Origin of the sequence: Halomonas dongshanensis (assembly GCF_024790395.1) — a bacterium.
Taxonomy (GTDB): Bacteria; Pseudomonadota; Gammaproteobacteria; order Pseudomonadales; family Halomonadaceae; genus Vreelandella; species Vreelandella dongshanensis.
In genome coordinates, this window is the sequence record NZ_JAJISC010000001.1 from 626,766 (window position 1) to 642,662 (window position 15,897).

The 15,897-nt window shown below is 61.9% G+C and carries 14 protein-coding genes; 5 read left to right on the top strand and 9 right to left on the bottom strand.

The genetic code is table 11. The features are described 5' to 3' along the window. Positions 1 to 20: 20 nt before the first annotated feature. The 4 genes from LLY24_RS02880 to LLY24_RS02895 are packed head-to-tail and all read right to left on the bottom strand — an operon-like array spanning position 21 to position 4,220. Positions 21 to 860 (bottom strand): carbohydrate ABC transporter permease, encoded by an 840-nt coding sequence (locus LLY24_RS02880; protein WP_259034752.1) that lies wholly within the window; start codon positions 858 to 860, stop codon positions 21 to 23. After that, positions 857 to 1,741: a carbohydrate ABC transporter permease gene (locus tag LLY24_RS02885; protein ID WP_259034753.1), complete on the bottom strand. Its 885-nt coding sequence runs from the start codon at positions 1,739 to 1,741 to the stop codon at positions 857 to 859. Before LLY24_RS02885 ends, LLY24_RS02880 begins: the two co-directional genes overlap by 4 nt. A gap of 54 nt (positions 1,742 to 1,795) precedes the next feature. Next, a complete protein-coding gene (locus LLY24_RS02890) occupies positions 1,796 to 3,067 on the bottom strand; it encodes an ABC transporter substrate-binding protein (protein WP_259034754.1) in 1,272 nt (423 codons plus the stop codon). A 25-nt stretch (positions 3,068 to 3,092) separates the two neighbouring features. Then, entirely contained in the window at positions 3,093 to 4,220 is a 1,128-nt protein-coding gene (locus LLY24_RS02895; protein WP_259034755.1) for an ABC transporter ATP-binding protein, read from the bottom strand. A gap of 343 nt (positions 4,221 to 4,563) precedes the next feature. Here LLY24_RS02895 and LLY24_RS02905 point away from each other — a divergent pair, with 343 nt between their 5' ends. Further along, the gene (locus LLY24_RS02905) at positions 4,564 to 5,358 is read left to right on the top strand and encodes an NYN domain-containing protein (RefSeq protein WP_259034899.1); all 795 of its coding nucleotides are present in this window, start codon (positions 4,564 to 4,566) and stop codon (positions 5,356 to 5,358) included. Positions 5,359 to 5,386: 28 nt separating this feature from the next. Here the strand turns inward: LLY24_RS02905 and LLY24_RS02910 are convergent, their stop codons facing one another. Next, positions 5,387 to 6,334 carry a hydroxymethylglutaryl-CoA lyase gene (locus LLY24_RS02910; RefSeq protein ID WP_259034756.1) on the bottom strand — a complete coding sequence of 316 codons (948 nt, stop codon included), beginning with the start codon at positions 6,332 to 6,334 and terminating at the stop codon, positions 5,387 to 5,389. 10 nt (positions 6,335 to 6,344) lie between these two features. After that, positions 6,345 to 7,547, bottom strand: a complete 1,203-nt coding sequence (locus tag LLY24_RS02915; protein ID WP_259034757.1) for a CaiB/BaiF CoA transferase family protein — start codon at positions 7,545 to 7,547, stop codon at positions 6,345 to 6,347. Between the two features lie 195 nt (positions 7,548 to 7,742). On the opposite strand from LLY24_RS02915, the gene LLY24_RS02920 reads away from it, so the two are divergent. The 4 genes from LLY24_RS02920 to LLY24_RS02935 all read left to right on the top strand — a co-directional run bounded on the left by LLY24_RS02920 (position 7,743) and on the right by LLY24_RS02935 (position 11,683). After that, complete coding sequence (locus tag LLY24_RS02920; protein WP_259034758.1) at positions 7,743 to 8,651, top strand: LysR family transcriptional regulator; 909 nt, start codon at positions 7,743 to 7,745, stop codon at positions 8,649 to 8,651. A gap of 124 nt (positions 8,652 to 8,775) precedes the next feature. Next, entirely contained in the window at positions 8,776 to 9,762 is a 987-nt protein-coding gene (locus LLY24_RS02925; protein WP_259034759.1) for a TRAP transporter substrate-binding protein, read from the top strand. 92 nt (positions 9,763 to 9,854) lie between these two features. After that, positions 9,855 to 10,391 carry a TRAP transporter small permease gene (locus LLY24_RS02930; protein ID WP_259034760.1) on the top strand — a complete coding sequence of 179 codons (537 nt, stop codon included), beginning with the start codon at positions 9,855 to 9,857 and terminating at the stop codon, positions 10,389 to 10,391. After that, the gene (locus tag LLY24_RS02935) at positions 10,388 to 11,683 is read left to right on the top strand and encodes a TRAP transporter large permease (protein ID WP_259034761.1); all 1,296 of its coding nucleotides are present in this window, start codon (positions 10,388 to 10,390) and stop codon (positions 11,681 to 11,683) included. The genes LLY24_RS02930 and LLY24_RS02935 overlap by 4 nt, the downstream gene beginning before the upstream one ends. 40 nt (positions 11,684 to 11,723) lie before the next feature. On the opposite strand, the gene LLY24_RS02940 is transcribed toward LLY24_RS02935, so the two are convergent. The 3 genes from LLY24_RS02940 to LLY24_RS02950 are packed head-to-tail and all read right to left on the bottom strand — an operon-like array spanning position 11,724 to position 15,633. Next, positions 11,724 to 13,151: an FAD-binding oxidoreductase gene (locus LLY24_RS02940; RefSeq protein WP_259034762.1), complete on the bottom strand. Its 1,428-nt coding sequence runs from the start codon at positions 13,149 to 13,151 to the stop codon at positions 11,724 to 11,726. Continuing rightward, the gene (locus tag LLY24_RS02945) at positions 13,144 to 14,451 is read right to left on the bottom strand and encodes an L-fuconate dehydratase (protein ID WP_259034763.1); all 1,308 of its coding nucleotides are present in this window, start codon (positions 14,449 to 14,451) and stop codon (positions 13,144 to 13,146) included. Before LLY24_RS02945 ends, LLY24_RS02940 begins: the two co-directional genes overlap by 8 nt. Positions 14,452 to 14,469: 18 nt before the next feature. Next, positions 14,470 to 15,633 carry a fumarylacetoacetate hydrolase family protein gene (locus LLY24_RS02950; RefSeq protein WP_259034764.1) on the bottom strand — a complete coding sequence of 388 codons (1,164 nt, stop codon included), beginning with the start codon at positions 15,631 to 15,633 and terminating at the stop codon, positions 14,470 to 14,472. Positions 15,634 to 15,897 lie beyond the last annotated feature (264 nt).

Sequence of the window (15,897 nt, forward strand, 5' to 3'; positions counted from 1 at the left end):
TTGTCGCACGAAAGCGGGCGCTACCGGATGCCCGCGCGCAGAAACGATTGCACGAACTGGCGCTGAAAAAGCAGAAACGCCACCAAGAGTGGCGCGATGCTCAAAAGCGTGGCGGCGCTGACGGTGGCCCAGTTGACTCCAGTTTCTGGCGCGGAGAAGACCCCGAGGCCCACGGTCAGCGGGCGGCTCGCCACCGAGTTGGTGACCACCAAAGGCCACAGGAAGTTGTTCCAGTGGTGGCTGATCGAGACCAGCGCGTAGGCGAGATAGGTAGGCTTGGCCAGTGGTACGTACACTTTCCATAAAACGCCCAGCCAGCTGCAGCCCTCGATGCGCGCAGCGTCCTCGAGCTCCCGGGGAATGGTCTTGAAGGTCTGGCGCAGCAGGAAGATACCGAAGGCGCTGGCCACGTAAGGCAGCCCCATGCCGGCAATGGTGTCGATCAGGCCCAGATCGCTTGCGATGCGGTAGTTCTCGACGATCAGCACTTCGGGAAAGACGAACAGCTGGATCAGCACCAGCAGAAATAGCGCGTTCTTGCCGGGCACGGGAAAGCGCGCAAAGGCAAAGGCTGCCAGCGTACACACCACGAATTGCGCCGCCACCACGCCAGTGACTAGCCCAAAAGTGTTGAGGTAGTAGCGCGCGAACGGCGCCTGCCCCCAAGCAGTTTTGAAGTTCTCCAGCGTCAACGGCGCTAAAAGCTCGAAGCGCACCATGAACGCAGGCGGGTGAAACGCCGCCCACACCGCGTAGAGTAGCGGAAAGATCCAGACGATCGCCAACAGCCAGGCGGCCAGGGTGTCGAGAGAGAGCGCCGGTAACAGGCGGCGGGGAAGGGTGGCGGCGAGCGTGTTCATTGGTAGTGGGTCCTACGATCAAGAAGCGTGAACTTGAGCGTGGCTACCACGGCGAGCACCAGCAGGATCACCACGGTGATGGTGGCCGCCGTGGTGCGGTCGAAGAACGCGAAGGCGTTCTCGTACACGTAGTAGAGCAGCAGGTTGGTGGCGTTGTTCGGTCCGCCTTTAGTGAGAATGAACAGGTGATCGACCACGCGTACGGCGTTGATCAGCGCGTTGATCAAGACGAACAGCGTGGTCGGCATCAGAAGCGGAAAGGTCACCCGCCAAAAGAATCGCCACCGGCTCGTACCCTCGAGATCCGCCGCCTCCTTAAGCTCCGGCGGTATGGCCTGGAGGGCAGCAAGGTAGAAGAGCATGAAAAATCCCGCCTCCTTCCACACCGACATCACGATGATCGAATAAAGCGCCACGCCCGGGTCGCCCAGCCAGTTCATCCCTCCAAGGCCAAACGCTCCGAGCAGCTTGTTGAAAAGGCCAATCTGCGGGGCGTAGAAGAACATCCAGATATTGGCGGCGGCGATCATCGGCAGAATCGTCGGCGTGAAGTAGGCCATTCGCACCAGCCCTCGACCGGGAAGTTGACGGTTAACCAGTAGCGCCATGGCAAGCGACAGCGCCATCGATGTCGGGATCGTGCCGAGCGCGTAGATCAGGTTGTTGCGCGCCACCAGCCAGAATTTGGGGTCTTCGAAAAGGTAGCGGTAGTTATCGAGGCCGACGAATTCCGGCGGCGCACCGCGAAAGCCGGGCAGAAAAAGGCTCTGGATCACCGTGCTGATCGTGGGCAGATAGGCGAAGAGACCCAATAGCAGCGCGGCGGGCAGCAGCAGAAGCGCGCCATAAAGTTGGAGCTTGCGGTGGGCGGTCAGCGTCATGGTGAAGGCTCGCCGGTGAGTGAGCGCCGGGGAGCCCCGGCGCCTTGAGTGGGCTTAGCGGGCGTAGCGGCGCAGGATGCGATCGGCCTCGGTTTGCGCTTGGGTCAGTGCCTCCTCGGGTGTCATCTGGCCGGTGAGGGCGGCTTGGACTGCGTTATCCAGCGTGCGGCGAATGCGCCCCCCTTCATAGGTGGCAAGCTCGGCGGTGCCGAATTCCAGCTGGTCGCGGGCCACCGCCGCCGGGGGAAACGCTTCGACGTAGTCGCGTAGCGCATCAGTTTCATAGGCGGCGGGGCTTACGCCCATGTAGCCGGTTTCGATCGACCAGTCGGCGGCGCGCTCGGGGGCGGTCATCCAACGAACGAAGGTCATCGCGGCACGCTGCTCCTCCTCGGGCGTGTCAGCGAAGATATAGAAGTTGCCACCGCCGGTGGGACTGCCGCGCTGGGTGCGAGCTGGCAGCATCGCCACGCCGAAGTCGAAGCTCGACGCATCGCGCACGGCGGTCAGGTTGCCGGTGGTGTGCCACATCATCGCCGTGGACTGCTCGAGGAAGTTCTGGCGCAGCGTGCCCCACTCGATGGTGCCCTCCGGCATGACACCGCTCTGGGTAAGCGATACCCAGTACTCTAGCGCCTCTATCGTAGCGGGGGCATCGAAGTAGACCTCGGTACCGGCCTCGTTCATCAACCGCTGGCCGTTCTGGAACGCAAAGGCCTGGAGCATCCAGTAGGGATAGCCGGTGGAGGGCACCATCACGCCCCACTGGTCACCGCTTGCCTCGCGAAGGGTAGCGGCCATCTCGGCCATCTCGTCCCAGTTCTCTGGCGGGGTGTTTGGGTCGAGACCTGCCGCGGCGAAGGCGTCCTTGTTCCAGAACAGCACGATGGTGGAGCGCTGGAAGGGAATGCCGTAAGTCTTGCCATCAAGTTGGCCGTTCTCCATCAGGCCCGGGTAGAAGCTGTCCAGCCACGCGCGCTCCTCGTCGGTTTCCACCAGGTCGTCGAAGGCGACGATCGCCTCTTGCTCGATCAGCTCGAACAGGTCGATGGAGAACATCACCGAAAGCGCCGGGGTATCGCCGGCTTCGATGGCAGACATGGCGCGCACCCGGGTGTCGTCGTAGTTGCCCGCATAGATGGCGTTGACCGTGATCTCCGGGTGCTCTTGCTCGAACTCATCGACCAGCTCATCGATGACGCCGGTCAGCGCGCCGCCCACCGATACCGGGTAATACATCGTGAGATCGACAGCGGCGCTGGCCGAGGCGGCGCTCATCAGACCTGCAGCAAGGGCGGTCATGGCGAAAGGCAAACGAAAACGCATGGCAAACTCCCGAAGATCGAATTGACTAGTGCTGGAAAGAGCCCACCAGTGGCGGGCGAGAAACGCTGCGCTGGGCGGCGGTAAAGGCGCGAGGGGCAAGATGCTCGAGTCGCAGGCCGTTTTCGGCAAACAGGTGCGCTTTCGCCGACGCCCAGTAGAGGCGATAGCTTTTCTTCTCGGCGAGCACGGGCCTGCCTGCCAAGCGTACGCGCAATACATGATTGCCCACCGCTGCGTGTACGACGGTATCTGCCCCTAGATACTCTTCGCTGACGATATGCGCGGCCACGCCTGGCTCGTGGTCAGCGCGAAGCTCGATATCCTCGGGGCGAACGCCGAGCTTTCCGCCGGCGGCTTCTAGCGGAGCGACGGGGGTGGTGTCGCCGTCGATCACGGCGGCGCTATCGAGCGCAACGAGTGGCAGCAAATTCATGGCAGGACTTCCTATGAAACTAGCGGCGAAGGCGCTCGCTGGTTGGTTATAAAGCTCACTCGGCGTGCCGTCCTGTACGATGCGGCCGTGCTGCATCAAGATGACCCGGTCGCCCATGCTCATGGCTTCCACCTGATCGTGAGTGACGTAGATCACGGTCATGTTCAAACGTCGCTGCAGTGCTTTGATTTCGCGTCGCATGTCGGCTCTCAAACGCGCATCCAGGTTGGAGAGTGGCTCGTCCATCAAGCAGATCGGGTGCTCAGAGACGATGGCGCGAGCGAGCGCCACCCGCTGGCGCTGGCCGCCGGAAAGATTCGCCGGCTTGCGCGCCAGGTACGGCGCAAGGTCGACCAGCTTGGCCACGTGTGCCAGGCGCTTGTCCCGCTCGGCCCTGGGCACGCGGCGGCTCCTGAGCCCGAAAAGGATGTTCTCGGCCACGTTCAGGTGAGGAAAAAGCGCGTAGGACTGAAACACCATGGAGAGGCCCCGGTCGCCCGGCGATGCGCGCGTGACATCGCGCTCGCCGATATGGATCGTGCCCTGGGACGCCTCTTCGAGCCCGGCGATCATACGCAGCGTCGTCGATTTACCGCAGCCGGATGGCCCCAGCAGGATGACGAACTGCCCTGGAGCGACATCGAAGGAGATGTCGTCGACGGCGGTGGTGGCGCCCCAGTGTTTGGAGACGCCCGTCAGTTGAATGCGTGATGGGCTCATGGCTTTCGCCTTGCTTGGATCGTGGCCAATCACTCTGGGGCAAGGACGTTGCGGTTGTGTGACGCTTGTGTGGCGTGGATGTGTCAACCGGTGGAAAGCTGATTAGTAGCGCGAGGAGTTCTTCGGTCTCATGCTTTGCAAGCGGAGCAAAGAGCATTGCGTATTGCTAACGACAGCTTAAAACCAGCAGCGTTTAGTACAACTCCGAGCAGTTGGTGCTGCCGGAAACCGCCTGGGACGGCTTCAAGCAAAGCGGCATCGGCCGCGAGCTGGGCTCTTAGGGGTGAGTGCATACCTGGAGGTAAAGCATGTAGTGGGGTCTACGTAAGAAAATGGCTTGATCATGCTTTGGAAAAAAGATACGCTTTTCTTATCCACGCCCTTGGCTGTAAGCAATCCCCCTCTATCTTGGGATTTGCCGAACCCTGGGGCGTTTTTGTTTTTAACAGGGGGAGAGCGCACCATGCCAACGGCAATATTGGTAGACGGCGGCTACTTTATAAAGCGGTTCAGAAAGATTGAACCGGGCAATGCCTATAATGGAGCTCGTGCAGCTGACTGTTTACACCGGTGGGCGGTCAGCCACTTGAGTGGCAAAGGGAAGGGGCGACGTAGGGATTTGTATCGTATCTTTTTCTATGACTGTCCGCCGCTTTCTAAAAAAATGCATAATCCTATTTCGGGTCAATCCATCGATTTCTCCAAGACCCAGGAAGCTATATTCCGTAAAAAGTTGCACCAGGAGTTATTGGGTAAGCGTAAAGTGGCTGTGCGACTTGGCCATCTGTCAGACGACGCTCAGTGGACGATTAAAGCGCATAAAATAAAAGACCTGCTGAAAAGCAGGATCGCTTTAGAGGATCTGTGTGCAGACGATGTTCGTGTCGACGTTCGCCAGAAGGGAGTCGACATGCGTATTGGGGTAGATGTCACGTCCCTGACGCTTAAGGGTCAAGTCGATCAAATAGTGCTGATGGCTGGTGATGCGGATTTCGTGCCGGCGGCGAAAATTGCTCGCAGAGAGGGTATCGACTTTGTTCTTGATCCCATGTGGCAGTCGATACCCGCTGGTTTGCACGAGCATATTGATGGTTTGAGAACCACCTGCCCCAAACCCGAATCAAGGGCTAGCCAGTAGCCTCGGGCGCGGCCGAACGCTTAAGAGTTTAATGCGTCGGCATCGCATAGCGCCGGTCCCATTTTCCCGCCTTGACCACCTGCCCCGGCACATCGTGGCCCACAAGCTCGGGCAGCGTGGTGGCTACTTCCAGCAGGGCATCGAGGTCGACGCCAGTGTCCACGCCCATCGCCTCGAACATGTGAACGAGGTCCTCGGTGCAGACGTTACCCGTCGCCCCCGGGGCGAAGGGGCAGCCGCCGAGCCCGCCGAGGGCCGCGTCGAAGCGGGTAATGCCAGCCTGCCAGGCGGCCAGGGCATTGGCTAGGCCCATGCCGCGGGTGTTGTGCACATGCAGGGTGAAGGCGACCTCGGGCCAGCGGGCGATGACGGCTTCGCATAGCGCTTTTACTTGGGCGGGGTTGGCCATGCCGGTGGTGTCGCAAAGGGTGATGCCCGTAATGCCAAGCTCCACCAGGCGAGCGATCAAATCGAGCGCGCGAGCTTGGGGAACGATGCCCTCAAACGGGCAGCCGAAGGTGGTCGAAAGCGAGGCGTTGACGAACACGTTCTGAGCTCGAGGGTGGGCCCGCACGGCGTCGAGAATGGCGGCGAACTGCGCAAGCGACTGTTCGGGCGTCATGCGCAAATTGGCTAGGCCGTGGCTCTCGCTTGCCGACATCACCAGATTGATCTCATCCACGTCACAAGCCAAGGCGCGCTCCACACCCTTGAGATTGGGCACCAGCACGGTGATCTCGACGCCCTCCCGGCGCTGGATACCGTTCACCACCTCGGCGGCATCACGCAGGTTGGGAATCGCTTTGGGCGAGGTGAACGAGGTGGCTTCGATGCGCGCAAGGCCGGTTTGGGAGAGCGCGTCGATCCAGCGAATCTTATCTTCGGTGGGCACGAAACGCTTCTCGATCTGTAGCCCGTCGCGGGGGCCAACCTCGTTGATCTCGATGCGCTCGGGGCAGGGGAGTTGTTTTAGCATGACGCGCTCCTTAAATGATGCCAGCTTGGCGCAGCTTAGTGCGGGTTTCCTGGTCGATGTCCAACTCGTCGAGCACGTCTTCGGTGTGCTGGCCAAGGGCGGGGCCTCCATTGCCCAACCGTCCTGGCGTGGCGCTGAGTTTGGGCAGTACGCCGGGTACGGTGAGCGGCTTGCCGCCGGGACGCGTTAGTGACTGCAGCATCTCACGCGCTTGATAGTGAGGGTCCTGGGCGATGTCGGCGGCGGTGTAGGGGTAACCTGCCGGAACGCGCGCTGCATCCAGCGCCTTGAGAATATGCTCGCGGGGGTGCTGGCGTGTCCAGGCCTCGATGGCGGCGTCGATCATCGTAGCCTGGCGGCTGCGGCCATCGTTGTGGGCAAGTGCGGGGTCGCGGGCGAGATCGTCGCGGCCAATCACGCCCATCAGACGCTTGAAGATGCTGTCGCCGTTGCCCGCAATGAGAACGAAATCGTCATTCTGGCAGCGGTAAGCGTTGGAGGGAGTAATGCCCGGGAGAGCACTGCCGCTAGGATGACGAATCTCGCCGTCGGCGGCGTATTCTGGTATCAGGCTTTCCATCATGGCGAATACCGACTCGTACAGCGCCACGTCGATCTCCTGGCCTAGCCCGCTTCGCTGGCGCTCTTGTAGGGCCAGCAGCGTACCGATGACCGCATAGAGTGCCGAGAGCGAATCACCGATACTGACGCCTACACGCACCGAGGGCTCGCCGGGCTGGCCTGTTAGGTAGCGAAGCCCGCCCATGGCCTCGCCGATGACGCCGAAACCGGGCTTGTCGCGGTAGGGGCCGGTCTGCCCGTAGCCCGAGACGTGCACCATGATCAAACGCGGATTGAGCGTTGATAGCGTCTCCCAGCCAAGGCCCCACGCCGCCAGCGTACCGGGGCGAAAGTTTTCGACGATGACGTCGGCCTCGGCCGCCAGCTGGCGCACGATGGCTTGGCCTTCGGCGCTGCGCAGATCAAGGGTGACCGAGCGCTTATTGCGCGACTGCACGTGCCACCAGAGCGAGGTGCCGTCTTCGATCTTTCGCCATTTGCGAAGGGGGTCGCCGGTTTCAGGCGGCTCGATCTTGATCACGTCGGCGCCGAACTCGCCCAAAAGCTTGGTGGCGAAGGGCCCGGCGATCAGCTGGCCGAGCTCCAGGACTTTGATACCAGCCAAGGGTAGCTGACGAGACGAACCGCTCATGGCGAGGCTCCTAGAATCCATGATAGATGGGGCAGGTAAACGTTGGCAGGCAGCATGCGCCAGCGGACAGGCGGGCGACAATTAGGCAAAGGCCAAACCTGGTTTCGTTGGTGGCGAAGGATCGTCTTTTGTTAGCGCCTTTGTCATAGTAGGCAGCCTTCGGCCTCGCGCCGTTCGATACGCCAAGGACGTCTCATGCGCCGCTTCGATCTCGTCAGCCTCAAGCTCTTCATCTCCGTCGCTGACGAAGGGCGCCTTACCGCCGCCGCCCAGCGCGAGCACTTGGCGTTGGCCGCCGTCAGTAAGCGCATTAGCGATCTGGAAACCCTGGTGGGCACGACGCTGCTCTACCGGCGCCCGCGTGGCGTAGAGCTAACGCCCGCCGGGCAGGCCTTTTTGCACCATGCGCGGCGCATCATGGATGACATCGAGCGCCTTCAAGCGGAGCTCAGCGAGTATGGCGACGGCGTGCGTGGGCACGTGCGCATCCACTCCAACACGTCGGCAATCATCGCCTTTCTACCCCAAGACCTGAGCGCTTTCGCGCGCGCTTTTCCGCAGATCAAGCTCGACTTGCAGGAGCGCGTGAGCAGCGAAGTAATCGCTGCGTTGCGCGATGGCCTGACCGATGTGGGCATCTTCGCGCGCCACGTGGCCGCGCCTGATCTGGAAATCATGCCCTATCGCCATGATCGGCTGGTGCTGGTGGTGCCGCGCGACCATCCGCTGGCCGAACAGGCGAATTTGTCCTTTCTGGCCTCTACCCGCTATGACTTCATCGGCCTGCAGCAGGATGCCTCATTGCAGACGCTGTTACACGAGCAGGCCAGCCGCGCCGGGCAGACGCTGCGCATGCGTATTCAAGTGCGCAGCTTCGATGCCATCTGCCGCATGATTCATCACGGCATGGGCATCGGCATCCTGCCCGAATGTACTCTCGACGGTCGCGATCTCGATGCGCTACAGCTCATTCGCCTCCCGCTTAGCGACCCTTGGGCCCAACGTGAACTGGTGGTAGGGATGCGCCGCTATGCAAGCTTGCCGGTAACCGCACGCCACTTAGTCGATCACCTGACCGGCGGTGAATCTCTCGATTCTCCTTGAGTTCGTCTTTTGCGAAGGATCGCTTCATAAACGTCGATTTGAGCGCATGAGCAGCATGTTCCAAGATCGGACGCGATACACGCCAACTTCTTCGCCATAACGATAAATTGAGAGAGTTCATCTCATGCAAAAAACACTGCTGGCCACACTCACGGCGCTTGGCATGCTGGTAGCGGCGCCCCTGGCGCTTGCCAAGCCGATCGAGATTCAAGTCAATAACACCATGAGCGAGGGCGGCTCGGAGAGCGCCGCCATCGAACGCTTCGCCGAGTACCTCGAAGAACAGGCGCCGGGGCGCTTCAACGTGCTCCCCTTCCTCGCCGGGTCGCTCGGCGGCGAGGACGCCGTGCTCGAACTGCTCAACCTGGGGCAGACACAGATGTCGCTGACCGGGGGTAACTGGCGCCAACAGTATGCGCCGGATTACGACGCCATGACCGTGCCTTTCCTCTTCACCACCTGGGAGGAGGTGGATCACTACCTCGAAAGCCCTTCGGGTCAAACGCTCATCGAGCAGGCCGAAAACCGTGGTGGCCTCACCTTCCTGGGGCTGCAGCATCGCGGCCCGCGCCATATGACGGCGAACAAGGAAATCCACACTCCAGAAGACCTGCAGGGCTTTCGCCTGCGCATGCCGTCGCTGCCCATCTGGCTCGAGGTGTGGCAGGAGATCGGCGCGCAGGTGGTCAACGTGCCGGCGCCGGAGATCTATCTCGCGATGCAGACGCGCCAGGTGGACGGCCACGAGAACTCGCTCTCCTCGCCCTATACCCGGCGGCTATGGGAAGTGCAGGACTACCTCATCATGACCAGCCACGTTCAGTTCCCCTGGAGCTGGGTCGCTAGCACCCGCTGGTGGGATGGCCTCGATGAAGAGGATCAAGCGCTGATTAGCGAAGCCGTGGATGTCGCGCGCGCCTACGGCAACGAGCAGGAGTTGGAGCTCGACGTCTTCTACCGCGATGCACTCGAAGACGAAGGCATGACGGTAATCGAGCCGGACATCGCCGCCTTCCGCGAGGCGGCCCAACCGGCCATCGACCGCGTGCTATCGCGCATGGCCGACGGCGTACGTGACGACGCCATCGCTGCCAGCCAGATCGACGAGTGAGGCGTTGCCTGCGCTAGCCTCGGGGCGGCGTTGCCGCCCCGAGTTCGTCATGTCCCGCTGTTTTATCTATACGATTTTCAAGGAGCCGTTTCGTGGACGAAGCCAAGTCGCCCGCTAGAGGCGCAGACCGCTTTGCCTTTCTTGCCCTGCGCACCATCACCCGCTTTTGCGACGCCTTGGGCGTGGCATTGTTGATCGGAGTGCTCGGCCTCATCGTCGCCGCTGTCGTGGCGCGTGATCTGCTGGGCTGGGGGCTACCTTGGTCCGAGGAGGTGGTATCGTTACTCGCCGTCTATGCCGTGGCCTTTGGCGCCGTGTCTGCTTGGGTGCGCAGCGACCACTTGGTCGTCGATCTCTTTAGCCACCGCCTGGGGGCGTTGGGGCGCCAGTGCCAGTACCGCCTTACGTCGGCCATCTCGATGGTGTTTTTTGTGCTGGCGGCCTGGGGCGCCTGGATCATGTCTTACATGAGCGCGCACAACAATACGGTGTCGCTGGGCATCAGTTTCTCCTTTCTCTACTACGCCATTTTGTTCAGCTTCGTCGCCATGGCGCTGATCGCGCTTTGGCAAACCCTACGGGGGCCAGTGGCCTGGCTCGATACACCCGCTGAGGAGGCCGCGCCATGATGGAACTGGCAATATTCGTCGGGGGCCTGCTGGCGCTAATGATGATCGGCCTGCCGGTGGTGGTCGCCATCGGCGTGACGTCGTTTACGGCGCTGGCCGTTACGGGGGCCGGCGGGCTTCCGGTCGAGCTTTTATCGCTACGGATGATCCAGACGCTCAACAACTTCACGCTGCTGGCGATCCCGCTGTTCATCCTGGCGGCCAACATCATGAATCAGGGCTCGACGACGACGCGGATCTTTGACTTCGCCACGGCGCTGGTGGGCTTCACCAAAGGCGGGCTAGGGCACGCCAACGTGGTGGCAAGCTCCATCTTTGCCACCATGTCGGGTACCGCCGTGGCGGATGCCGCAGGCCTTGGCAGCATCGAAATCAAGGCGATGAAGGAGCGCGGCTACGCGCTGGGATATAGCACCGGTATTACCGCCGCTTCGAGCGTCGTTGGCCCCATCTTGCCGCCGAGCATCGCGCTGGTGGTGTATGGCTGGCTGGCCAACGTCAGCATTGGGGGGCTCTTCATGGCGGGCTTGGTGCCCGGCATTCTGATGGCGCTACTGCTCATGGGCATGACCGTGCTGCTGGGCGCGACGGGCAAGGTAACCATGCCCGATCCCATGCCGTTCGATGCCAAGGAAGTGGTGCGCACAGGCAAACGTGCGGTGTTGCCACTGTTGATGCCTGCGATCATCGTTGGAGGTATTTGGGGCGGCTTCTTCACCCCGACCGAAGCGGGGGCTATCGCCTCTCTCTATGCGGTCATTTTAGGCGGCGTGGTCTACCGCGACCTGGGCCTCAAAGAGCTCTACGGCGCCTTTCGCCGCACGCTGATGTTTAGCGCCGTCATTCTCATGATCATCGCGGTATCTAGCTTCTACGGCTGGATTCTGGTGCGTATGGGCATTCCACAGGCCCTGGCCGGGCAAGTGGCGAGCATCGATATGCCCACCATTGCGCTCCTTCTCTGCTTTGCGCTGTTCTTTTTGCTGATCGGCTGCTTCATGTCGGTGATCGAGAGCATCCTGATCTTCACGCCCATCGTGGTACCCGCCGCGCTGAGCGCGGGGCTCGACCCTGTGCACTTTGGCATCGTCATGGTGATCACGCTCTCCGTCGGCGTCATCACACCGCCCTTTGGCACGGTGCTGTTCATGATGGTCGGCATCACCCGCCTGCGCTACAGCCAGGTAGTGAAAGCGGTGCTGCCTTTCTTGCTTCCCATCCTCGCCACCATCCTACTGCTCATCGCTATTCCAGGACTTGCGACTTGGCTGCCGGGGGTGATGGGGTATTGAACCGCACCGCACCGCCCCATGGGGAAGCCCATGGGGCGGTTTACGTTTGGCTCGGCGGCAAAATACGACCGGGATTCATCAATCCCTTGGGGTCGAATAGCGCTTTGATACCGCTTAGCAGCTCGCGCTCGGTGGGCGCAAGCCGCTCGAGGTAGGCGGCCTGCTTGGTACGACCAATACCGTGCTCGGCGCTGATACTGCCGCCGAAATCGTCGAGCACTTCGAACAGTCGCGTCTCGAGGGTATGCAGGTAGGACTTCTTCTCTTCGTTCGCCATGGTAGGAGGCGGCAGGATGTTGAAGTGCAGGTTGCCGTCGCCCACGTGGCCGTAGGCGATGATCTCGCACTCGGCGTCGAGGGCTGTGATCGCGTCGCTTGCCTTGCTAACGAAAGCGGGAATCCTCGAGATCGGCACGGAAAGATCCGTACGCAGATGTTCGCCGCGCCGACGCTGCCCCTCCAGCATGCTTTCACGGAACTGCCAAAGCTGGGCTGCCTGGGTGTCGCTTGCCGCCAAGGCGCCGTCCAGCACCAGCTCGCGCGCCATGCCCGTCTCCAGCAGTTGCTCCAGCAGGGCGTTCAGATCGACCGGCCCGGTCGCGGCGATTTCCATCAGTACGTACCAGGGGTAGGGCCGATCCAGTGGATCGGTAAGCGTGGGTGTCGCCTCCATGGCAAGCTCGATGCAGCGACGGGGGATCAGCTCGAAAGCGGTCAGCAGGTCGCAGCAGTCGCGCCGTGCCAGGGTGTAAAGATCGACCACCGCCTGCACCGAGGGCATACCCAGAAGCGCCGAGCGGCTTTGGGTCGGCCGGGGCGAGAGCTTCAATACCGCACCGGTCACGATACCCAGGGTGCCTTCGCTGCCCATGAAAAGCTGCTGCAGGGCGTAGCCGCGGTTATCCTTGTGCAGCGCGGTCAGGTTCTGCCAGAGGCGGCCGTCGGGCAGCACCACCTCGAGGCCGAGTACCAGTTCACGCATCATGCCGTAGCGCAGCACGTTCAACCCGCCGGCGTTGGTGGCGATGTTACCGCCGATCTGGCAGCTTCCCTGCGCGCCGAGAGAAAGCGGGAAATCGCAGTCGTGCTCCCAGGCGGCGCGCTTGACGTTCTCGAGAATGCAGCCGGCATCCACGGTCATGGTGAAGTTGATCGGGTCGATGTCGCGCACGCGATCGAGCCGCTCCAGGCTGATCACCAGCTCCTGACCATCCTGTGCGGGCAGGGCGCCGGCCACCAGACCGCTGTGGCCGCCCTGGGGCGTCATGGCCACCCCTTGAGCGTGGCAGCGCCGGACCACCTCAGCGACCTCGTCGGCGCTTGCGGGTCTAGCCACGGCCAGCGGTGTGCCCAGTGACTCCCCGGCCCAATCACTCACGTAGCGTGCCATGGCAGCGCTTTCGCGAAGAAGGCCGCGCTCGCCAAGCAGCGCCTGGAGCTTATCCAGAAACGTGCCTGTATCACTCATGAGCGCTCTCCTGCCAGGCCGGACCGTCGGGAAAGCGGTACTGCGATTGCGACTCGGAGTGCATGGCGATGCTGTACCCGGGTGCTTCGGGCACCCGGTAGCGTCCACGCTCTACCACGACGGGGTCGATGAAGTGTTCGTGCAGGTGATCGACGTACTCCAGCACCCGCCCGTCGAGGTCTGCGGAGACGGCGATGTAATCGAACAGGGCGATATGCTGGGTGTATTCGCAGAGCCCGACGCCGCCCCCGTGGGGGCAGACCGGCACGCCGAACTTGGCCGCCATCAATACCACCAGAATGACCTCGTTGAGCCCGCCCAGACGCGCGGCATCGAGCTGGCAATAGTCCAGCGCCTCGGCTTGAAAGAACTGTTTGAACATCACCTTGTTATGGCAGTGCTCGCCGGTTGCTACACCGATGGGGGCAACGCGGTGGCGGATCTCCGCGTGGCCGAGAATATCGTCGGGACTGGTGGGCTCCTCGATCCAGAGCGGGTCGAACTCGGCCAGCCGACGCATTTTGTGCACCGTTTCGTCGACCTCCCATACCTGGTTGGCATCCATCATCAGCACGTTGTCCCAGCCGATCTCCTCGCGCAGCAGCGCCGCGCGGCGGGCATCTTCGTCGATATCGCCGCCGATTTTTTGCTTGAAATGGGTAAAGCCTTCGGCCAGCGCCTCCCGGGCCAGGCCACGCACCTTGTCGTCGCTGTAGCCGAGCCAGCCCGCCGAGGTGGTGTAGCCCGGGTAGCCGTCGCGGCGCATGTGCGCTTCGCGCTCGGCCTTGCCCGGTGCCTGGCGGCGTAGCAGGCAAATCGCCTCTTCCGGCGTCAGCGCGTCGGTGACGAAGCGAAAATCGAGACAGCGCACCAGCTGCTCTGGGCTCATGTCCACCAGCAGTTTCCACACCGGCTTGCCTTCGCGCTTCGCCCACATGTCCCACAGGGCGTTGACGATGGCGGCGGTCGCCAGGTGGATCGCGCCCTTGTCCGGGCCGATCCAGCGCAGCTGGCTGTCGCCGGTGAACTCGCGCCAGAAAGCGCCCATGTCGTCGGTGATCGATTCGAGAGTGCGTCCCTGGATTAGGGGCGTCAGGGAGTGCAGAGCAGTGATCACGATTTCGTTGCCGCGGCCGATGGTGAACGTCAGCCCATGGCCTTCGAGCGTATCGTCATCGGTGTGCAAAATCACATAGGCGGCGGAGTAGTCCGGTGCGGCGTTCATGGCATCGGAGCCATCGAGCGACCGGGAGGTGGGAAAGCGAATGTCCTGAACGTCGACGTGAGTGATCGTTGTCATTATCGTCTCCTCGAAAGTTTAGCGGCGTGCCAGATGACGCATCAGTTCCCGGATACCGAAGGTCCAGGGCGGCAGCTTGTCGCTTTGCCCCACGGAATTGACGAGCGTGCCGAGCGATGGCGTCGCGATGGACACCCGGTCCTCGAGATGGTGGGTAAAGCCCTGGCCTTCACCGTCGCGATCTTCGATCGGTGAGAACATGGTGCCGAGAAACAGCATGAAACCATCGGGGTACTGGTGGTGCGCGCCGATGGTTTGGCGCACCAGATCCAGCGGGTCGCGGCTGATCTCGCGCATGTCGCTTTCGCCCTGGAGCACGAAGTCGTCGTCGGCGCCTTCGATGCGCAGCGATACCTGGCAGGCGCGCAGCGTGTCGATATCGAAATGCGCGTCGAACACGCGAATGAACGGGCCTAACGAGCATGAAGCGTTGTTATCCTTTGCCTTGCCCAGCAGCAGGGCGCTGCGGCCCTCGACGTCGCGCAGGTTGACGTCGTTGCCAAGCGTTGCGCCGCGTACCCGGCCCTGGCTGTCCACGGCGAGCACGATCTCGGGCTCGGGATTGTTCCACTTCGATCCGGGATGCAGGCCCACCGTGGCACCGAAGCCGACCGACGAGAGCGGCTGTGCCTTGGTGAAGACTTCGGCGTCGGGCCCGATGCCCACTTCCATGTACTGCGACCAGCCGCCTGTTTCCTGAAGCGCCCGCTTGAGCGATGCCGCTTCTTCGGAGCCAGGAACGATTTGCGAAAGGTCGGTGCCGATCAGCGCTTGCAGGTCATCGCGAAGCGCTTTGGCTCGCGCCGGATCTCCGCCGGCCTGCTCCTCGATGACACGCTCAAGAAGGCTAACGGCGAAGGTGACACCGCAGGCCTTGATCGCTTGGACGTCGCAAGGCGCAAGCAAATACGGCGCTTGCGGTGGCGTCATTTGAGAATTCGCCACCAGGGTGTCGACAGGACCAAGGCTCGGGCCTTCGGCGCTGCGTACTACGTTGTGCAAGTCATCGCGTTCCAGAAGGTCCGCCATGGTTGGGCCGTATTCGGTGAGGTCGATGACTTCGCCACGGCGCACCGTGATTAGCACAGGGCCAGCATTAGCGTCCTCCTGCCAGGCGCGGCCGACCAATAGGGCACGGTCGGCATCCTGGGGGAGGGTGTCTGTCGATGAGATGGGGTGCACGCGTGCCTCCGTTAATTTTTGAACTTGGTGGCGGGTCCGGTCATGCGCAGCTTATTGTATGACAGGTATGCCAGCTAGAGAGTGACTCTAGCGTAACGTTTTCAGGAGGGTCGATAGTCCAATGGAAGTAGAGAGGGCGAAAACTGAAAGCGGGCACGGTAAGGTATGTGCCAAATTTTGCATGGATAGCGCGACTAAAGTTTCAAGGCGCGCGGTTGCCGCACAATCGGCGAAGGGCTAGTTTTGAACATACGGTATGACACG

Coding starts and splice junctions, on each gene's coding strand:
- LLY24_RS02940 (WP_259034762.1), bottom strand. CDS start 13,151: ATGAGTGATACAGGCACGTTTCTGGATAAGCTCCAGGCGCTGCTTGGC.
- LLY24_RS02915 (WP_259034757.1), bottom strand. CDS start 7,547: ATGAGCGGTTCGTCTCGTCAGCTACCCTTGGCTGGTATCAAAGTCCTG.
- LLY24_RS02895 (WP_259034755.1), bottom strand. CDS start 4,220: ATGAGCCCATCACGCATTCAACTGACGGGCGTCTCCAAACACTGGGGC.
- LLY24_RS02885 (WP_259034753.1), bottom strand. CDS start 1,741: ATGACGCTGACCGCCCACCGCAAGCTCCAACTTTATGGCGCGCTTCTG.
- LLY24_RS02925 (WP_259034759.1), top strand. CDS start 8,776: ATGCAAAAAACACTGCTGGCCACACTCACGGCGCTTGGCATGCTGGTA.
- LLY24_RS02880 (WP_259034752.1), bottom strand. CDS start 860: ATGAACACGCTCGCCGCCACCCTTCCCCGCCGCCTGTTACCGGCGCTC.
- LLY24_RS02920 (WP_259034758.1), top strand. CDS start 7,743: ATGCGCCGCTTCGATCTCGTCAGCCTCAAGCTCTTCATCTCCGTCGCT.
- LLY24_RS02935 (WP_259034761.1), top strand. CDS start 10,388: ATGATGGAACTGGCAATATTCGTCGGGGGCCTGCTGGCGCTAATGATG.
- LLY24_RS02945 (WP_259034763.1), bottom strand. CDS start 14,451: ATGACAACGATCACTCACGTCGACGTTCAGGACATTCGCTTTCCCACC.
- LLY24_RS02905 (WP_259034899.1), top strand. CDS start 4,564: ATGCTTTGGAAAAAAGATACGCTTTTCTTATCCACGCCCTTGGCTGTA.
- LLY24_RS02910 (WP_259034756.1), bottom strand. CDS start 6,334: ATGCTAAAACAACTCCCCTGCCCCGAGCGCATCGAGATCAACGAGGTT.
- LLY24_RS02890 (WP_259034754.1), bottom strand. CDS start 3,067: ATGCGTTTTCGTTTGCCTTTCGCCATGACCGCCCTTGCTGCAGGTCTG.